Source organism: Streptococcus sp. UMB0029, assembly GCF_002871495.1.
Lineage (GTDB): Bacteria > Bacillota > Bacilli > Lactobacillales > Streptococcaceae > Streptococcus.
On the sequence record NZ_PNGD01000001.1, the window covers coordinates 127,607 to 145,180 of the forward strand.

Below are 17,574 nucleotides of genomic sequence, written 5' to 3' on the forward strand. Positions count from 1 at the left end.
CTACCAATTTTTTACTTGTTCAAAGATTTCCTCAGCTAGACTTTCACTTCTGGCAATGACTAAAATCGAGCTATCATCAGCCAAACAGCTAAAAATCTTGTCCACAAAAGTCTCGATTAACTGAGCTTTTACAAAGGCTGTATTTCCTGGGATGACTTGGAGATTGATCATCTTGTCCATCAATTCGGCTGACTCAATATTATCTTCAGCTAGTTGCAAACTTTTTACGATTGACTTTGGCAATTCATAGACATAAGTATTGTCTCTCAAAGGAATTTTGACAATGCCTAGTTCTTTGATATCTCGTGATACCGTTGCCTGAGTAGCAGTGATACCTGCCTCTTTCAAATGTTCTACGATTTCTTCTTGCGTACCGATTTGATAATCTGTCACAAATCGTCTAATTTTTTCAAGTCTCTCTTTTTTATTCATTTTTAAATTGACTATGCGCCCTCTCTACTACTTCTTCAATATCAGCAAGAACCTGATTGCTTGCTGACTCTTCTTTTTTCAAATACGCTAAAAATTCAATATTTCCATGTCCACCTTGAATGGGAGAAAAGTCCAAACCAAGGACTGAAAAGCCTTCCTCTACTGCCATGGTTGTGACAGATTCGAGGACATTCTGATGGACCTTGGCGTCGCGAATGATTCCATTTTTTCCAATCTGCTCACGACCTGCCTCAAACTGGGGCTTAACTAGAGCCACAACTTGGCCTTGTTCAGCCAAGACACGGTGCAAGGCTGGAAGAATCAGACTGAGGGAAATGAAACTCACATCAATACTGGCAAAGCTAGGTTCCTGCTCGAAATCAGTCTTTTCAGCATAGCGGAAATTAAACTGCTCCATGCTGACAACCCGTGGGTCTTGGCGTAATTTCCAAGCCAACTGATTGGTACCGACATCGACTGCAAAGACTAACTCAGCACCATTCTGTAGCATAACATCGGTAAAACCTCCAGTAGAGGCCCCGATATCAATCGTGGTCGCACCATCCACTGACAAATCAAAGACCTGCAAGGCCTTTTCCAGTTTCAATCCACCACGGCTAACATACTTGAGTTTTTCACCCTTGAGTTTTAACTCGGTGTCATCTGGAATTTTCTCTCCTGGTTTGTCAAAACGCTCTCCATTCAGGACTGCTACGACTAAACCAGCCATGACACCACGCTTGGCCTGCTCTCTCGTTTCAAACAAGCCCTGTTTATAAGCTAGTACATCCACTCTTTCCTTAGCCATTGATTCTCAAACTTTCTACTACTTTCACAATCGATTCTATCTTAAAGGGAACCTGTTGGGCAATTTCTTCTAATTTGGCATTAGCTTGATCCAAAGTCTGGTTACAAAAGACAATTGCCTCTTCCAAACCCAACAAGGCAGGATAGGTTGATTTTTCAGCCTGCAAATCCTTTTGTGGTGTCTTGCCGATCTCCTCAAAACTAGCTGTTACATCCAGTACATCATCCCTGATCTGAAAAGCAAGCCCAATCAATTCACCTACAGTTTTCAGTTTTGCCTGCATTTCAGGTGCCAATTCGGCTATGATAGCAGCTGCTTGGAAGGGATAGGCTAGTAATTTTCCAGTCTTATTAGCATGGATGGTCTGAAGTGCTTCCAAAGACAAATGCTGGTGTTCACCCTCCATGTCCAAAACTTGGCCTGCCACCATACCCAGACTACCTGAAGCAAGAGATAAGTTAGCAATCAAGTCCACCTTGATTTGACTTGGCAAATCTGCCTGCGCTATCAAGGCATAGGGATCTAGGAACAAAGCGTCTCCAGCCAAAATGGCCATAGCTTCACCGAATTTCTTGTGATTGGTCAAGCGTCCCCGACGGTAATCATCATCATCCATGGCAGGAAGGTCATCATGAATCAAGCTCCCTGTATGGATCATTTCCAAGGCCGCAGCTACCTGCGCGTGAGCAGGTTTAATAGCGACCTGCAAGGCTTCCAAAACTTCTAACAAGAGAAAAGGTCGAATACGCTTGCCACCAGCATGAATGGAATAGAGAACAGACTCTCGCAAACTAGAGGCAAACTGCTGGTCTCCATAAAAGTCTTCCAAAGCCGACTCGACAAGAGCTAATTTTTCTTGCTTCTTCATTCAAAATCACTTTCTGTTCCGTCTTCTTGCATGACCTTAACCAAGGTTTTTTCAGCCTTGTCCAGCGTAGCTTGGAGCTCTTTTGACAAGATCATCCCCTTTTGAAAGGCAGTAATCGCATCTTCCAGAGCAATTTCACCATTTTCCAAACTTTGGACAATGGTTTCCAGTTCTGCTAGATTTTCCTCAAATTTCTTTTGTTTTGACATCTTTAACCTCTAATTCTACTTGACCATCTCGCATCAAAAGCGTCACTTGGTCTTTTTTCTTCAAACTCTCAACCGAATCGATAACTGACTCTTCTTTTTTGACAATAGCATAACCACGCGCCACGATACGACTGGTATCCAACATCAGTAAGGCTTCTGATAATCTCTTAACCTCAGCAACCTTGGCATCATAAACTAGTGCCATTTGGCTACGGAGGAGCTTGTCCAACTGTGCAAGTCGGTCCTGATAGCGTTGGATTTTGGTAATAGGTGATAATTGGACCAGTCGATGCGTCCTTGCTTGGACGAATTGTTTGTTATCGGAAATCTGTGTTCGCAAACTTTGTTTTAAGCGCAGTTGCAGTTGATCCAATCGTTGTAAATATCCATCATATAAACGCTCTGGCTGTCTAAAGATAACAGACTGACTGCATTTTTTCAAAGCTTCTTGTTTCTTAGATAGGACATTTCGGACTGCCGTTGCCATCCGTTTTTCCTGATTTTGCAAATGAGCTAATAGATCCAACTTAGTCACAGGTGTTGCTAATTCAGCAGCAGCCGTTGGTGTCGCAGCGCGGCGATCTGCCACAAAATCTGCCAAGGTCACATCCGTCTCATGCCCCACACTAGAAATAACTGGCAAACGAGATTCAAAAATAGCTCGTACCACAGTCTCTTCGTTAAAGGCCCAGAGATCCTCTATGGAACCACCTCCACGACCAATAATCAGCAAGTCCAAATCGTCCCGTTGATTAGCACGCGCAATATTTCGAGCAATTTCCTCCGCAGAACCTTCACCTTGAACCTTGGTCGGATAGAGAAGAATGTCGACACCTGGAAAGCGTCTGCTAACGGTCGTGATAATATCTCGAATAACGGCTCCACTGCGACTGGTTACTACACCAATTCTCTTAGAAAATTGGGGCAGAGGTTGCTTGAAGCGTTCTTGAAACAGGCCTTCTTCTGTCAATTTTTTCTTGAGTTGTTCAAACTGAATCGCAAGCGCCCCAACCCCATCAGGCTCTGCCTTTTCAATGATGATGGAGTAGCTACCGCTCGGTTCATAGACCTGTACACGCCCAATCACATTGATCTTCATTCCTTCTTCCAGGTCGAAGCCTAATTTCTGATAAATCCCAGACCAGATGGTCGCTTGAATAACTGCATGGTCATCTTTTAGGGAGAAATATTGGTGAGTAGGGCGTTTACGAAAGTTGGAAACTTGACCAGTTAAATAAACCCGTTCCAAGTAAGGGTCTTTATCGAATTTCATTTTCAGATACTTGGTCAAAGTTGTTACCGATAAATACTTTTCCATCTCCACCTACTATTCATTTTCTTGCTCTTTCATGGGTATTATTATACCAAAAATATGCCTAAAAATCTCCATTTATGTACCATTATGAGGGAAAAATAAAAAAGGAGGCAAGGCCTCCACGTCTGATTATTTGCTGTTTCGAGCTTCTTCCAAAATCTTTGCAATCTTGGTCGTCAACAGATCAATAGCCACTGTATTGCTGACTCCCTCAGGGATGACGATATCAGCATAACGCTTGGTTGGTTCGATAAACTGATGGTACATAGGTTTGACCACACCTAGATACTGGTCAATAACGCTATCAAGGCTACGGCCACGCTCTTCCATATCACGCTTGATCCGACGAATAATGCGCACATCATCATCCGTATCCACAAAAATCTTGATATCCATCAAATCGCGCAAGCGCTTGTCCTCCAAGACCAAAATGCCCTCAACGATAAAGACATCTTGAGGCTCTTGACGATAGGTCTTGTTGCTTCGTGTATGCTCTGTATAGTCGTAGGTCGGGATGTCCACCGGACGACCCGCCAACAATTCCTTAATCTGCTCGATCATCAAGTCTGTATCAAAGGCAAAAGGATGGTCGTAATTGGTTTTGACACGCTCTTCAAAGGTCAAATGAGACTGATCCTTGTAATATGAATCATGCTCAATCATGGAAATCTTTTCATCAGGGAAATGCGATAAAATGGCTCTTGAAACACTTGTTTTTCCTCCACCAGAACCACCTGTCACTCCGATAATGATTGGTCTATTTTGCATGCTATCCTCCGTTTTTTTATCCGTCGTCTATTCTATCATATTTTTTGCAAAATTTATAGTCTGGTTTGGATAGTCTAGGGGAAACAATACTCCCTACACCCCAGTTAGACTAGCTAAAAACCTTCCTTGGCTTGTAGAGATTGCCTCGTTTTTCTAGAATGGCTAGCAATGTATCGCCTTCAAAAGCAGCCAGTTCTTGGTCTGTTTGGTCTAGCTCAATAAAGCGACCAAAGCGCACTTCTGTAGCCTCTTCTGGACTTAGGAAAACTTTGACCAGGTCCCCTGTCCCAACCTCTAGAGGATGGAGAAAGTCCAGTTGACCAGCCTCTACTTTTTCAGCAATTTCCTCCAAGGTCAGAGCATCCTCCAGTTGTAAACCTGCAGCACTCGTCCGTGTTAAATGAGACATATGAGCCGCATAACCAAGCTTCTCTCCCAAGTCAACTGACAAGGTACGGATATAAGTCCCCTTGCTACATTTCACACGAAAAGTAAAGCGTGCAAGTTCGCCCTCATAAGAAATCGGACTTGTTCGCTCAAATTGATAAATGGTCACCTGACGTTCTGGACGTTCCACTTCCTGACCAGCACGCGCATACTCATAGAGCTTGCGACCATTAACCTTGACAGCCGAGTACATAGGCGGAATTTGGATAATAGGCCCAGTCAAGCTAGCAATGGCTTCATCGACAAGCTTTTCATCCAAGTGCGACAAAACGGGTGTCTCAGCGACCACTTCCCCACTAACATCTTCAGTCGTCGTGGAATAGCCCAGAGTGATTTCCCCCTCATAGACCTTGCCCTCATCCTGCATAAACTCGACCATGCGTGTCGCCTTGCCAACTGCAATGGGTAAAACACCCACTACATCTGGATCCAAGGTTCCACCATGTCCGATTTTCTTGATTCCCAAAATCTTACGCAGCTTAAAAACCGCATCATGCGAGGTCATCCCCGCTTTTTTTTTAAAGTTGATAATACCGTTCATGTGTTGCTTTTTCACTCTCCCTTCAGTGCTTCAAACTTTGCTTTCATGGTTGGATTTTTTCGAGTCAATTTTTTGACGGAAACATCTTCCAATTTATTATTAGCTAGACGGAGTTGGTTTTCAGATGTTGTCAGGAATTTCTTGACCTCTTCCATGCGTTTAATGGCCTTGTCGATTTCATCAATGGCTTTGCCAAAGTTGGTCGAAGCTGAATTATAGTTCTTAGCAAAAGCTAGCTTGAAGGCATCCAAGTCTTCCTCAAAATGCGTAATGTCGATATTTTGCTCGCGAACCAAGGCCAACTCCTGCTTGTATTTTAGGGAATTAAGCGCCGCATTTCGCAAAAGCCCGATCAACTGAATAAAGAATTGAGGACGAACCACATACATCTTTTCATACTCATGACTGACATCCACGATACCCGTGTTGAAATAGTCGTTATCGGCCTCAAGCATGGTCACCAAAACGGCATACTCACAGTTCTTCTCCCGACGATCCTTGTCCAATTCCTTGTAAAAATCGGCATTCTTATGCTTCTTCTCTGTCCCGTCCGCTTCATTTTTCATCTCAAACATGATGGAAATGATTTCAATACCATTTTCATCACATTCACGGAAGATAAAGTCCCCCTTAGACCCACGCGCAGAAACCTTGTTATCCTTCTCAAAGTAAGCATTTGGAAAGGCAAAACTACGTACCTTGTTAAACTCACTCTCTGCATACTGTTCCAGACTTTCCCCGATTGCTTTTGTAGATTGCTGGGCTTTGAAATTCTTATAGAACTCGACCTGTTCACTAGCTGCTTTGAGCTGTGCTTCATAGTTTTGTTTAACAGAAGCCAATGATAACTCATTTTCCTTTTCTTGCAATAGAAGCTGATTTTTAACCTGATCCCGTTCTTTTTCTAGGTCAGAAAGGGTCTTTTGCAGTTGATTTTCATGCTCCAAACGCAAGGTTGCCAATTGGTTTTCCAAAGCCTGCACTTCCTTGTCCTTGGCCAAGAGAGCCTCATGGCTTGTCTGTTCAACCTCTTTCTTGGCTAACTCTTTCTCTGTATCAAAGTTTTGGATTTGACTCTGCAATTGCGCAATTTCTTGATCCTTCTGAGCTAGTTTAATCTGTTGCTCATTCATAGCCTTTTGCTCTGCCAAGGCCAGTTCCTGCTTCATACGGTCGTGCAGTTCCTTATCAAACTCTGCTGTTCTCACTTGGGACAAAAGCTCGGCATACTGACTTTCATTTACTGTAAAGACTTCCCCACAGTTGGGACATTTGATTTCGTTCATATCGTTCCTCTTTCTAGACTTCTTTAACCATTATATCATGCCTAAGGGAAAATCAAAAACAGCGAGTCGAAACCCACTGTTTATATCTGTTACTTTAAATTTTTTCCAAGGCCAAGCGCAAATCTTCAATCAAATCCTCTACATTTTCAAGACCAATCGACAAGCGAATTTGGTTTGGTGTGACACCTGCTGCTTCTAGATCTTTTTCTGACAACTGACCGTGAGTGGTTGTCGCAGGATGGACAACAAGCGATTTGGCATCTGCTACGTTAGCAAGGTCAGAGAAGATTTCTAAATGATCAATGACCTTGCGAGCTTCTGCTTCTCCACCTTTGACATGGAAGGTAAAGATTGAGCCCACACCTTTTGGCAAGTATTTCTCAGCCAAGGCATGGTAAGGACTATCTGCAAGTTTTGGATAATTGACCTTTTCTACCTTAGGATGGTTGACAAGGAAATCAACAATTTTCTCAGCATTTTGCACATGGCGTTCCACACGAAGTGAAAGGGTTTCAAGTCCTTGTAGCAACAAGAAGGCATTAAATGGTGACAAGGCCGCCCCTGTATCACGAAGCAATTGAACACGGACAGCGATAATAAAGGCTGCTGCCCCCACATCACGAGTATAGCTCAAATTGTGGTAGCTTGGGTCTTCCTCAACAAATTGAGGGAATTTTCCTGAAGCCGCCCAGTCAAAACGCCCGCTATCGACAATCACTCCACCAATAGTCGTACCATGACCCCCGATAAATTTAGTCGCAGAGTGAATGGCAATATCAACACCGTGAGAAAAGACGTTAATCAAGTAAGGTGTTGCAAAGGTATTGTCAGAAACGAGTGGAATTTGGTGTTTATGAGCAATCTCAGACAATTTTTCCAAGTCAGGAATGTTTATCAAGGGGTTGCCCAAGGTTTCAATCAAGACAAGCTTGGTATTGTCATTGATAGCTGCTTCCACTTCCTCCAAATTATCAACATCGACAAAGGTTGTTGTAATCCCATAACGAGGAAGTGTTTCTTTCAAGAGATTGAAAGTTCCACCGTAAATAGTTGAGGCCGCTACAACATGGTCACCCGCATGGGCAAGAGCCAAAATCGTATAAGTAACTGCAGCCATACCTGAAGCTGTTGCAAGAGCTCCAACACCACCTTCAAGTGCAGCGATTCTTTCTTCAAAGGCCGCTGTTGTAGGATTTGTAATACGGGTATAGATATTCCCTGGTTTTCTCAATGCAAAGAGATCCGCACCTTCCTGCGTATCATCAAAAACAAAGGATGTTGTCTGATAAATCGGTACCGCCCGAGACTTGGTAGCTGGATCCACGACTTGACCAGCGTGTAGTTGCAAAGTTTCAAATTTAAAATCACGAGTCATAAAACGACCTCCAAATAGTTGATTAAGGATATTGTAGCACCTTAAGTTATAGTTTACCAATATCAGTTTTCTATATTTTGATATAAGAAATAGCTATTACCTTATTTTAAAAATGAAAAAAGCACGACTCAATCGTGCTCATCTTTTTAATCTACATAAGTATCTTCGTTTTTATTGAGGAAGGCGTATGGAAGACCCATCAAGAGACCACCACCAATGAAGTTCCCAATGAAGGTTACACCCCAGTGACGAAGCATATTTCCAACACCGAAGTTAGCAATTGAATCCGCAGCAACACTGAATTTCACAATCGCGAAAGAAGCAAAGTTCGCAGCGATGTGCTCGTTTGTTAAGAATACAAACATGTAAATCGCTGACAACACAAGCCAAAGTTTGGCACCACCATCTTTGACCAAAACAAATGAAAGAATCGCAATATTTACGAAAATATTTGCCAAAATCGCCTCAAGCAAGATTAATTCATTTGAACGGCCTAACTTCATCTCAACAACACCTGAGATGAAACTATCATGAGTCAGATTTGCATAGGCTGCCGAATGAGCAAATCCCCAACCCGCTATCAAGGCTCCGATAAGGTTGAACAAGGTACAGTAAAGTAAAATCTCAGCCGTCTTTCTCCAAGAGATTTTTTTCAAGAAACTACCAGCAGTCAAGAACATCATGTTTGATGTTACCAACTCAGCATTCAAGAAAACAATGTAGGCCAAGCCCCAAGCAAAGACAAATGGGAAGAGGAAGCGTCCACTACCTGGTGCAATTTTATTAATCAAGTCAGCCCCAACTGCACCAGCAGCAGTACTGAAGGTTAAAAAAGCACCTGCAAACATAGAACGAATCGCATACTTAAATTTGCTTTGGCTATAAAGACTTTCTTTCTTCTTACAAGCAAATTCAATCTTTGAGATAAATTCTGAAGAAACCATAATAAACTCCTAAAACTTTTATTTGTGATAATTATAACATAAAACAGATATAAAGAAAAGCCTTTCCTAATTGTATTTTTCCTAAATTTAAAAATTTAGCAATCGTTTACATTGTTTTAATAACAAGCTTTTAGAATTTTTAATTGTCCGAATTTAGAGATTGAGTAGAATCATTTTTGTTCTATTTAATATATTTATTACTAAATAGAACAAAATGGTTTCTCCGCATCCCTACTCTGACTCTTCTTAATCAACATATGTATCTTCATTCTTATTTAGAAAGGCATATGGTAAACCAATCAGAAGTCCTCCACCTATAAAGTTAGCAATGAAGGTAACTCCCCAATGTCGAAGGATATTTGGTAGATCAAAGTGAGCTACTTGATCAGCAATCATGCTAAATTTCATAATACTAAAGGAAGCAAAATTGGCAGCGATGTGCTCATTGGACAAAAAGACAAACATTGAAATAGCTGATAAAATGATCCATAGTTTGGCAGCACCATCTTTGACTAATATAGACGAAAGAATGGCAATATTTACAAATACATTGGCAAGAATCCCCTCAAGCAGGACTAACTCACTTGGACGCGCCAACTTCTTGGCTACAAGCTTAGGAAGGAAACTATCATGAGTCAGATGAGAAAATGCTGATGAGTTAGCAAAGGCCCATCCAGCTACCAGGGCACCAATGAGATTAAACAAAGTACAGTATAGTAAAATAATTACTGCCTTCTTCCAATCAATCTTTTTCAAGAACACTCCAGCTGTTAAGTACATCATATTGGAAGTTATCAATTCCGCATTTAGAAAGACGATATAGGCCAGCCCCCAAGCGAAAACAAATGGGAAAAGGAAATACCCACTACTTGGAACAATATTATTTAATAAATCCGCACCAATAGCCCCAGCAGCTGTACTAAAAGTTAAAAAAGCACCTGCAAACATGGAACGAATAGCATACTTGGACTTACTTTGATTGAAAAGACTTTCTTTCTTGTGGCAATAATAATCTATCTTCGAAATAAACTCTGAAGAACTCATAAACATCTCCTATTTTTTTATATTTATTATTATAACACATTTTTTTGAATGAGTAATCATTTTCTTAAATTTATAACATTTGTATTGATTTATACTCTTCGAAAATCTCTTCAAACCACGTCAGCTCTATTTGCAACCTCAAAACAGTGTTTTGAGCAACCTGCGGCTAGTTTGCTCTTTGATTTTCATTGAGTATTAGCATTACATAGTTTGCTTATAAAGCCATAAAAAGAACCAGCAAAACTAAATGTTTACTGATTCTTTAAAAATTAATAACGTTGCTTATATGGTTGGTTGAAGGCTGTTAGGACTTCTTCAGGTGTTTGTGAATAGTCTTTTGTATCTTTCAAATCACCTTTTACAATAATTCGCTCTGTCGCATCATAGTCAACACATGTTACAAGTGTGATTTCATCAACACCACTACGGTCATCAATCTCATCCACACGATCTGGAGTTACATGCTTGACCTCATGAATGACATAGGTATAAACCTTATCCTTATCTGTTAGATAAATTTTCATCCCATTTTTAGCACGTGATAATGGAGAAAATAGCATCTGACTGGCATTTTCTGCTGTAAAAATGTGATGACTCGCAAGTGAATAGTTTCCTTTCCCCATCACTTGATCACGCTTCATTGTACCAGCTCCATAGAAGAGATTAACATTATCAAGACCTTTAAAAATTGGCAAGTTAATTTCTACTTCAGGAATAGCAATTCCACCAATAACTGGCAATTTTTGCGAATTCCATTGTGAGGACAAGACAGCTTCTGACGAAATGGCTTTTACTGAGTCAAAGTCAAAATTACCTTCTGTATCTTGATTTTCTTCCAATTTTTCTTTTGATACCTGACTGACTTGATACTTGTTAGTATTCCAAACCATGAAGATATCACGAATTTTTGAATTGAAAATCAAAGCCACTGACAAGATGATTAAAAATCCTGCCAAGACATTGATTAGTAAATTTTTACGATTTGTTTTATTTTTATTCTTTTTATGAGACATTATGCTTCACCTTCTGTTTCGTTTTCTGTCCCAACTTCTTCTTTTTCTGACGCTGCAACCGTAGTAAAGGTCACAATTTTAGCATCCTGATCCAGGCGCATCACTTTAACTCCCATAGTTGAACGACCTGTTTGTGAAATATTGGCAACGTTGGTTCGAATCATGACACCCGTATCAGTGATAATCATCAAGTCTTCATCGCCTTTAACGGTCAAAAGACCTGATAGAGGACCATTTTTCTCAGCTACATTAGCCGTCTTCATCCCTTTACCACCACGACCTTTTGTTGGATATTCGGTCGCAACTGTACGCTTACCATAGCCTTTTTCTGTGATGATAAGAACCTCGTCCTGGTCTGTAATCACACTGGCACCAACTACTGTATCTCCTTCACGAAGATTGACACCTTTCACACCCGTAGCGATACGACTCATTCCACGAACTGCTGATTGATTAAAGCGCACTGCATAGCCAAACTTAGTACCAATGATAATATCCGTATCTTCTTCTGTCAGCAGTACATTAATCAACTCATCTTCATCTTTGAGGTTCAATGCTTTAAGCCCATTCTGACGAATATTAGCAAATTCCTTAACGCTGGTTCTCTTCACGATACCATGACGGGTTGTGAAGAAGAGATAGGCTTCATCACTGCGTTCAGATTCAACATTGATGATAGTCTGAATACTTTCGCCTTCATCCAATTTCAAAAGATTGACAATTGGCAATCCCTTAGCGGTACGACCATATTCAGGAATTTCATAGCCTTTCAGGCGATAGACACGTCCTTTATTTGTAAAGAAGAGTAGGTGATCATGGGTGCTAGTTGACACTAATTCACGAACAAAATCGTCATCCTTAACACCTGTCCCTTGAACACCGCGACCTCCACGTTTTTGAGCAGTAAATTCACCCTGGTCTAGGCGTTTAATGTAGCCTTTGTTAGAAAGAGTGATTAAGACATCCGATTCTTCAATCAAGTCCTCATCTTCAAGACTCAATACTTCCCCAACCATCAATTCCGTACGACGTTGGTCGCCAAACTTACGCTTGACTTCGTCTAATTCATCTTTAATAATTTGAGAAACACGTTCTGGTTTAGCAAGAATATCTGCTAAATCGGCAATCAAAGCCAAGAGGTCATCATACTCAGACTGAATCTTATCGCGTTCCAAACCTGTCAAACGACGAAGGCGCATATCTAGGATAGCCTGACTTTGACGTTCAGAAAGCTTGAACTTACTCATCAACTCAGCTTGTGCTTCCGCATCCGTTTCACTAGCACGGATGATACGAATCACTTCGTCAATATGATCTAGTGCAATTAAGAGACCTTCTAAGATGTGAGCACGCGCTTCTGCTTTTTCCTTATCAAAACGTGTCCGACGAACAACCACTTCTTTTTGGTGCTCAATATAAGCATCCAAAATCTGACGAAGAGACAAAATCTTCGGTACACCATTTTGGATAGCCAACATATTGAAACCAAAGTTGGTTTGCATCTGGGTCATCTTGAAGAGGTTATTGAGGATTACATTGGCTGAGGCATCGCGCTTAACTTCGATAACAAATCGAACACCTTCACGGTTTGATTCATCACGGACTGCTGTGATTCCCTCAATGCGTTTTTCCTGAACCAAACGAACAATATGCTCATGCACCTTGGTTTTATTGACCATATAAGGAAATTCAGTTACTACGATGCGCTCACGGCCAGTCTTAGTTTCTTCGATTTCAGTACGAGAACGAAGAACAATCGAACCTTTACCTGTTTCGTAAGCCTTATGGATACCTGATTTCCCCATAACAAGGGCACCAGTTGGAAAATCTGGCCCAGGTAGAACTTCCATCAAATCCTTAGTAGTCACTTCAGGATTGTCCATGACCAACTTCACAGCATCAATGGTTTCACCTAAATTGTGAGGTGGAATATTGGTTGCCATCCCAACAGCAATACCAGTTGCTCCATTAACCAACAAGTTTGGAAAGCGTGCTGGCAAGACTAAGGGTTCACGTTCATTGGCATCATAGTTATCAACGAAATCAACCGTATTTTTATTGATATCACGAAGCATTTCCAGAGCAATCTTGCTCATGCGTGCCTCGGTATAACGTTGTGCCGCAGCACCGTCTCCATCCATGGAACCAAAGTTTCCATGCCCATCTACAAGCATGTAACGGTAGCTCCACCATTGAGCCATACGAACCATGGCTTCATAGATAGAGGAATCTCCGTGAGGGTGATATTTACCCATGACATCCCCTGTAATACGAGCAGATTTTTTATGAGGTTTGTCTGGAGTAACACCTAATTCATTCATTCCGTAGAGAATCCGACGGTGAACGGGTTTCAAGCCATCTCGAACATCAGGAAGAGCCCGCGCAACGATAACACTCATGGCGTAGTCGATAAAGCTCGTCTTCATCTCCTTTGTCAGATTGACATTCACTAAATTTCTATCCTGCATTAATAAATGCCTCATTTCACTATTAGTAATTAACAATATTATACCATAACATCTTCAATATTTCAGGTATCTAAAACAGCTAAAACGTTTACATCAAGAACTCTAATGCATATCCGTGACAAAGCATTTTAAAAGTGATAGAATTGAAATAACTGGGGAAAACCCTGAATAAAATTAAGGAGATGTTTAGAATAATGACTTCAACTAAACAACACAAAAAAGTTATCCTTGTTGGTGATGGTGCTGTAGGTTCATCTTACGCTTTTGCTCTTGTTACTCAAGGAATCGCACAAGAACTTGGTATTATTGAAATTCCTCAATTGTTTGAAAAAGCAGTTGGTGATGCTGAAGACCTTAGCCACGCGCTTGCATTTACTTCACCAAAGAAAATCTATGCTGCTAAGTACGAAGACTGTGCGGACGCTGATCTTGTTGTTATCACTGCTGGTGCTCCTCAAAAACCAGGTGAAACTCGTCTTGACCTTGTAGGTAAAAACCTTGCTATCAACAAATCAATCGTTGAACAAGTCGTTGCTTCAGGTTTCAATGGTATCTTCCTTGTTGCTGCTAACCCAGTAGATGTCTTGACTTATTCAACTTGGAAATTCTCTGGATTCCCTAAAGAACGCGTTATCGGTTCTGGTACTTCTCTTGACTCAGCTCGTTTCCGTCAAGCGCTTGCTGAAAAAATTGGTGTTGATGCTCGTTCAGTCCATGCCTACATCATGGGTGAGCACGGTGACTCAGAATTTGCTGTTTGGTCACATGCTAACGTTGCCGGTGTTAAATTGGAACAATGGTTGCAAGCAAACCGTGACTTAGATGAAGCTGACCTTGTAGAACTCTTCATTTCTGTTCGTGACGCTGCTTACTCAATCATTAACAAAAAAGGTGCAACATACTACGGTATCGCTGTAGCCCTTGCTCGTATCACAAAAGCAATCCTTGATGATGAAAATGCAGTACTTCCACTTTCTGTATTCCAAGAAGGTCAATATGGTGTTGAGAACGTCTTTATCGGTCAACCAGCTATCGTTGGTGCACACGGTATCGTTCGTCCAGTAAACATCCCATTGAACGACGCAGAAACTCAAAAAATGCAAGCATCTGCAAAAGAATTGCAAGCTATCATTGACGAAGCATGGAAAAATCCTGAATTCCAAGCAGCTTCAAAAAATTAATTTAGCTATAGACAACTCCTTGAATCATCAGGGAGTTGTTTTTTTCTGTATTTAAACCTAATATCTGATTTACATTCGCTTCTACAAGACAGCATAGCTTGTGTAAGCCATAAAAACATTAAAACAACAACTGTAATCTACAGTCACATTACAAATATCATGAAACAAGCAGTGATTGACGCACTTGATACCGTCGCATTAAATCGCAAGTAAAGAGTTTTGCCCTTTTTGCCCCCTAGATAAAAAAAGAGCCCATCATACAGGCTAGAATGCTTGATATGATAGGCTTTTTGTTATTAAATTAACGTACTGTGCGGATACGCATCGTGTTTGTACGAACAGCTTCTCCAACTGGTACACCAGCTACGATAACGATATCGTCACCAGATTGTACAAGACCTGCTTCAACTGCTTTACGTTCAGCAATTTCGAACATATCATCAGTTGAAGATGGAGCATCTGTCAACATTGGGATAACACCCCAGTTCAACATCAATCCACGTTCTGTCAATTCGTCAAATGTCAATGCCAAGATATCAGCATTTGGACGGTATTTAGAAATCAAACGTGCAGTGTGACCTGTCTTAGTAAGAGTTACAACCAATTTAATGTCCATTGAGTTAGTAGCATCTTTAACAGCTGAAGCCATTACTTCTGTCTTAGAGTTACGTTCGAATGAATCTGAGTTCAAACGTCCGTATTCGTTAAGAAGAGTTTGAGCGTTCTTGTCGATTGTAGCCATTGTAGTTACTGACTCAAGTGGGTATTTACCATTTGCAGACTCACCTGAAAGCATTGTAGCGTCAGTACCGTCGATAACAGCATTAAATACGTCTGATACTTCTGAACGAGTTGCACGTGGTTTTTCAGTCATTGTTTCAAGCATGTTTGTTGCAGTGATAACAACTTTACCTGCAGCATTGACTTTCTTGATGATCATTTTTTGGTAAACTGGAACCATTTCGAATGGTACTTCGATACCCATATCACCACGAGCAATCATGATACCATCAGCAGCTTCGATGATTTCATCCAAGTTGTCGATACCTTGTTGGTTTTCGATTTTAGCGAACAATTGAACGTGTCCGTTTCCAGTTTCTTCACAGATTGCACGAACTTCGTTGACGTCTTTTGCAGTACGTACGAATGAAATCGCGATGAAGTTGATACCTTGTTCAAGACCAAAGCGGATATCATCGTTATCACGTTCAGCAAGAGCTGGGAAAGGAATTTTAGTGTTAGGGATATTAACACCTTTTTGTTTAGCGATTACGCCATCGTTTTCAACTTCAACTTCAAATTCACGAGTCGCATCATCTTTAGCAACTACACGAAGACCAAGTTTACCATCGTCAACCAAAACTTGACGACCAACTTCAACATCATCATAGATATCAAGAGCTCCGGCAACGTTCAATGCAATCACATCACGAGTTGATTGAATTCCTTGTTTAGTTGCAACACGGATTTTTTCACCAGTTGTGTAAGAGTACTCTTTGGCATCTCCTTCAAACAATTCTGTACGGATTTCTGGTCCTTTTGTATCAAGAAGGAAACCAACTTTTTTACCTGCAAGTTTTTCAGCAAGTTTAACAGTTGCCATACGGTCACCTTGTTCTTGGTGGTCACCGTGTGAGAAGTTGAAACGGAATGTGTTAGCACCAGCTTCAATCAATTTAGCAATGTTTTTAGCAGAAGCTTCAACATCCAGTTTTCCACTCCAGTATCCGTCATCACCAAATTTTTTACCACCACGGATCTCTACCGCAGGACCTAAAGTTGCAACGATTTTTACACGTTTGTTCATGATTTTTGTGACTCCTTTATATATATGACCTCTTTGGTCTTATTAACTAAATTATAAATTATGACAAGCTCTTATTCAAGCTAGATAGTTCAAGGTCAGCTTTGTGTGGGTTATTTACCACAATCTTACCATCTGCAGTCAAGCTAAACAATGCCCCTTCTTCTGCAGTGCCAAGAATTGGGTTTTCAACCATTTTCTCATTACGGATACCAACCGCAACACCACCGATACCTTCTTTAAGAAGTTTAACGGCATGAGCACCCATACGTGATGCTAAAACACGGTCACGCGCAGTTGGAGAACCACCACGTTGAATATGTCCAAGTTCTGTCACACGAAGGTCGCTTGTATCTCCAGCTTCTTTCAGTTTTTGACCAAATTCAGCCGCTGACATCACACCTTCAGCCAAGACGATGATATTGTGTTTTTTACCACACTCATAGCCAGCTTTGATGCTTGCTACGATATCTTCCATCTTGAAACCTTCTTCAGGGATGATGATTTCATCAGCACCAGTTGCAATACCTGCCCAAAGAGCGATATCACCTGCGTTACGTCCCATAACTTCGATAACAAAAGTACGACGGTGACTTGATGATGTATCACGAATCTTATCGATAGCGTCCATAGCAGTAGTAACTGCAGTATCAAAACCGATTGTGAAGTCTGTACCAACGATATCGTTATCGATTGTACCTGGAAGACCGATAGCTGGGAAGCCATGTTCAGTCAAACGCATAGCACCGTGGTAAGATCCGTCACCACCGATAACAACTACACCTTCAATCCCGTGTTTTTTCAATTGCTCAATCCCTTTAAGTTGCCCTTCAAGTTGAGCGAACTCGGGGTAACGAGCTGAGTGAAGGAAAGTACCACCACGAGAAATGATGTCTCCTACTGAAGCAGCATCTAATGGATGAATTTCACCAGCAACCATACCAGCATATCCATCATAGATACCAAAAACTTCCATTCCTTCTGAAATTGCTTGACGAACAACTGCGCGGATGGCAGCATTCATACCAGGGGCGTCTCCACCACTAGTTAAAACAGCAATACGTTTCATTT

General features: G+C 41.2%; 16 protein-coding genes. 1 reads left to right on the forward strand and 15 read right to left on the reverse strand.

What is annotated here, in order from left to right; all coding sequences use genetic code 11:
* The 13 genes from CJ239_RS00575 to gyrA all read right to left on the reverse strand — a co-directional run bounded on the left by CJ239_RS00575 (position 1) and on the right by gyrA (position 13,518).
* Positions 1–432, reverse strand: coding sequence for an arginine repressor (locus CJ239_RS00575; protein ID WP_042901045.1), 432 nt, complete (start codon positions 430–432; stop codon positions 1–3).
* On the reverse strand, positions 425–1,240 hold the full coding sequence (locus CJ239_RS00580) for a TlyA family RNA methyltransferase (protein WP_102210179.1): 816 nt from the start codon (positions 1,238–1,240) through the stop codon (positions 425–427). Before CJ239_RS00580 ends, CJ239_RS00575 begins: the two co-directional genes overlap by 8 nt.
* Positions 1,233–2,108, reverse strand: a complete 876-nt coding sequence (locus tag CJ239_RS00585) for a polyprenyl synthetase family protein (protein ID WP_102210180.1) — start codon at positions 2,106–2,108, stop codon at positions 1,233–1,235. Before CJ239_RS00585 ends, CJ239_RS00580 begins: the two co-directional genes overlap by 8 nt.
* Entirely contained in the window at positions 2,105–2,317 is a 213-nt protein-coding gene (locus CJ239_RS00590) for an exodeoxyribonuclease VII small subunit (RefSeq protein ID WP_049535234.1), read from the reverse strand. Before CJ239_RS00590 ends, CJ239_RS00585 begins: the two co-directional genes overlap by 4 nt.
* Complete coding sequence (gene xseA / locus CJ239_RS00595; RefSeq protein ID WP_102210181.1) at positions 2,295–3,635, reverse strand: exodeoxyribonuclease VII large subunit; 1,341 nt, start codon at positions 3,633–3,635, stop codon at positions 2,295–2,297. Before xseA ends, CJ239_RS00590 begins: the two co-directional genes overlap by 23 nt.
* A 126-nt stretch (positions 3,636–3,761) precedes the next feature.
* A complete protein-coding gene (udk, locus tag CJ239_RS00600; RefSeq protein ID WP_102210182.1) occupies positions 3,762–4,400 on the reverse strand; it encodes a uridine kinase in 639 nt (212 codons plus the stop codon).
* Between the two features lie 109 nt (positions 4,401–4,509).
* On the reverse strand, positions 4,510–5,388 hold the full coding sequence (gene truB / locus CJ239_RS00605; RefSeq protein ID WP_102210233.1) for a tRNA pseudouridine(55) synthase TruB: 879 nt from the start codon (positions 5,386–5,388) through the stop codon (positions 4,510–4,512).
* An 11-nt stretch (positions 5,389–5,399) separates the two neighbouring features.
* Complete coding sequence (locus CJ239_RS00610; RefSeq protein WP_102210183.1) at positions 5,400–6,674, reverse strand: DUF2130 domain-containing protein; 1,275 nt, start codon at positions 6,672–6,674, stop codon at positions 5,400–5,402.
* A gap of 94 nt (positions 6,675–6,768) precedes the next feature.
* Positions 6,769–8,049 carry an O-acetylhomoserine aminocarboxypropyltransferase/cysteine synthase family protein gene (locus tag CJ239_RS00615; RefSeq protein WP_102210184.1) on the reverse strand — a complete coding sequence of 427 codons (1,281 nt, stop codon included), beginning with the start codon at positions 8,047–8,049 and terminating at the stop codon, positions 6,769–6,771.
* A 146-nt stretch (positions 8,050–8,195) separates the two neighbouring features.
* Positions 8,196–8,993 carry a formate/nitrite transporter family protein gene (locus tag CJ239_RS00620; protein WP_000254781.1) on the reverse strand — a complete coding sequence of 266 codons (798 nt, stop codon included), beginning with the start codon at positions 8,991–8,993 and terminating at the stop codon, positions 8,196–8,198.
* A gap of 246 nt (positions 8,994–9,239) precedes the next feature.
* Complete coding sequence (locus tag CJ239_RS00625) at positions 9,240–10,037, reverse strand: formate/nitrite transporter family protein (protein WP_042901056.1); 798 nt, start codon at positions 10,035–10,037, stop codon at positions 9,240–9,242.
* Positions 10,038–10,306: 269 nt separating this feature from the next.
* Positions 10,307–11,050, reverse strand: coding sequence for a class A sortase (locus CJ239_RS00630; protein WP_102210185.1), 744 nt, complete (start codon positions 11,048–11,050; stop codon positions 10,307–10,309).
* The gene (gyrA, locus tag CJ239_RS00635) at positions 11,050–13,518 is read right to left on the reverse strand and encodes a DNA gyrase subunit A (RefSeq protein WP_102210186.1); all 2,469 of its coding nucleotides are present in this window, start codon (positions 13,516–13,518) and stop codon (positions 11,050–11,052) included. Before gyrA ends, CJ239_RS00630 begins: the two co-directional genes overlap by 1 nt.
* Before the next feature lie 194 nt (positions 13,519–13,712).
* Here gyrA and CJ239_RS00640 point away from each other — a divergent pair, with 194 nt between their 5' ends.
* Entirely contained in the window at positions 13,713–14,699 is a 987-nt protein-coding gene (locus tag CJ239_RS00640; protein WP_102210187.1) for an L-lactate dehydrogenase, read from the forward strand.
* A gap of 301 nt (positions 14,700–15,000) precedes the next feature.
* Here the strand turns inward: CJ239_RS00640 and pyk are convergent, their stop codons facing one another.
* Both pyk and pfkA read right to left on the reverse strand, forming a co-directional pair.
* Positions 15,001–16,506 (reverse strand): pyruvate kinase, encoded by a 1,506-nt coding sequence (gene pyk, locus CJ239_RS00645; protein WP_102210188.1) that lies wholly within the window; start codon positions 16,504–16,506, stop codon positions 15,001–15,003.
* Positions 16,507–16,564: 58 nt separating this feature from the next.
* Positions 16,565–17,572: a 6-phosphofructokinase gene (gene pfkA / locus CJ239_RS00650; protein WP_020900675.1), complete on the reverse strand. Its 1,008-nt coding sequence runs from the start codon at positions 17,570–17,572 to the stop codon at positions 16,565–16,567.
* Positions 17,573–17,574: the final 2 nt, after the last annotated feature.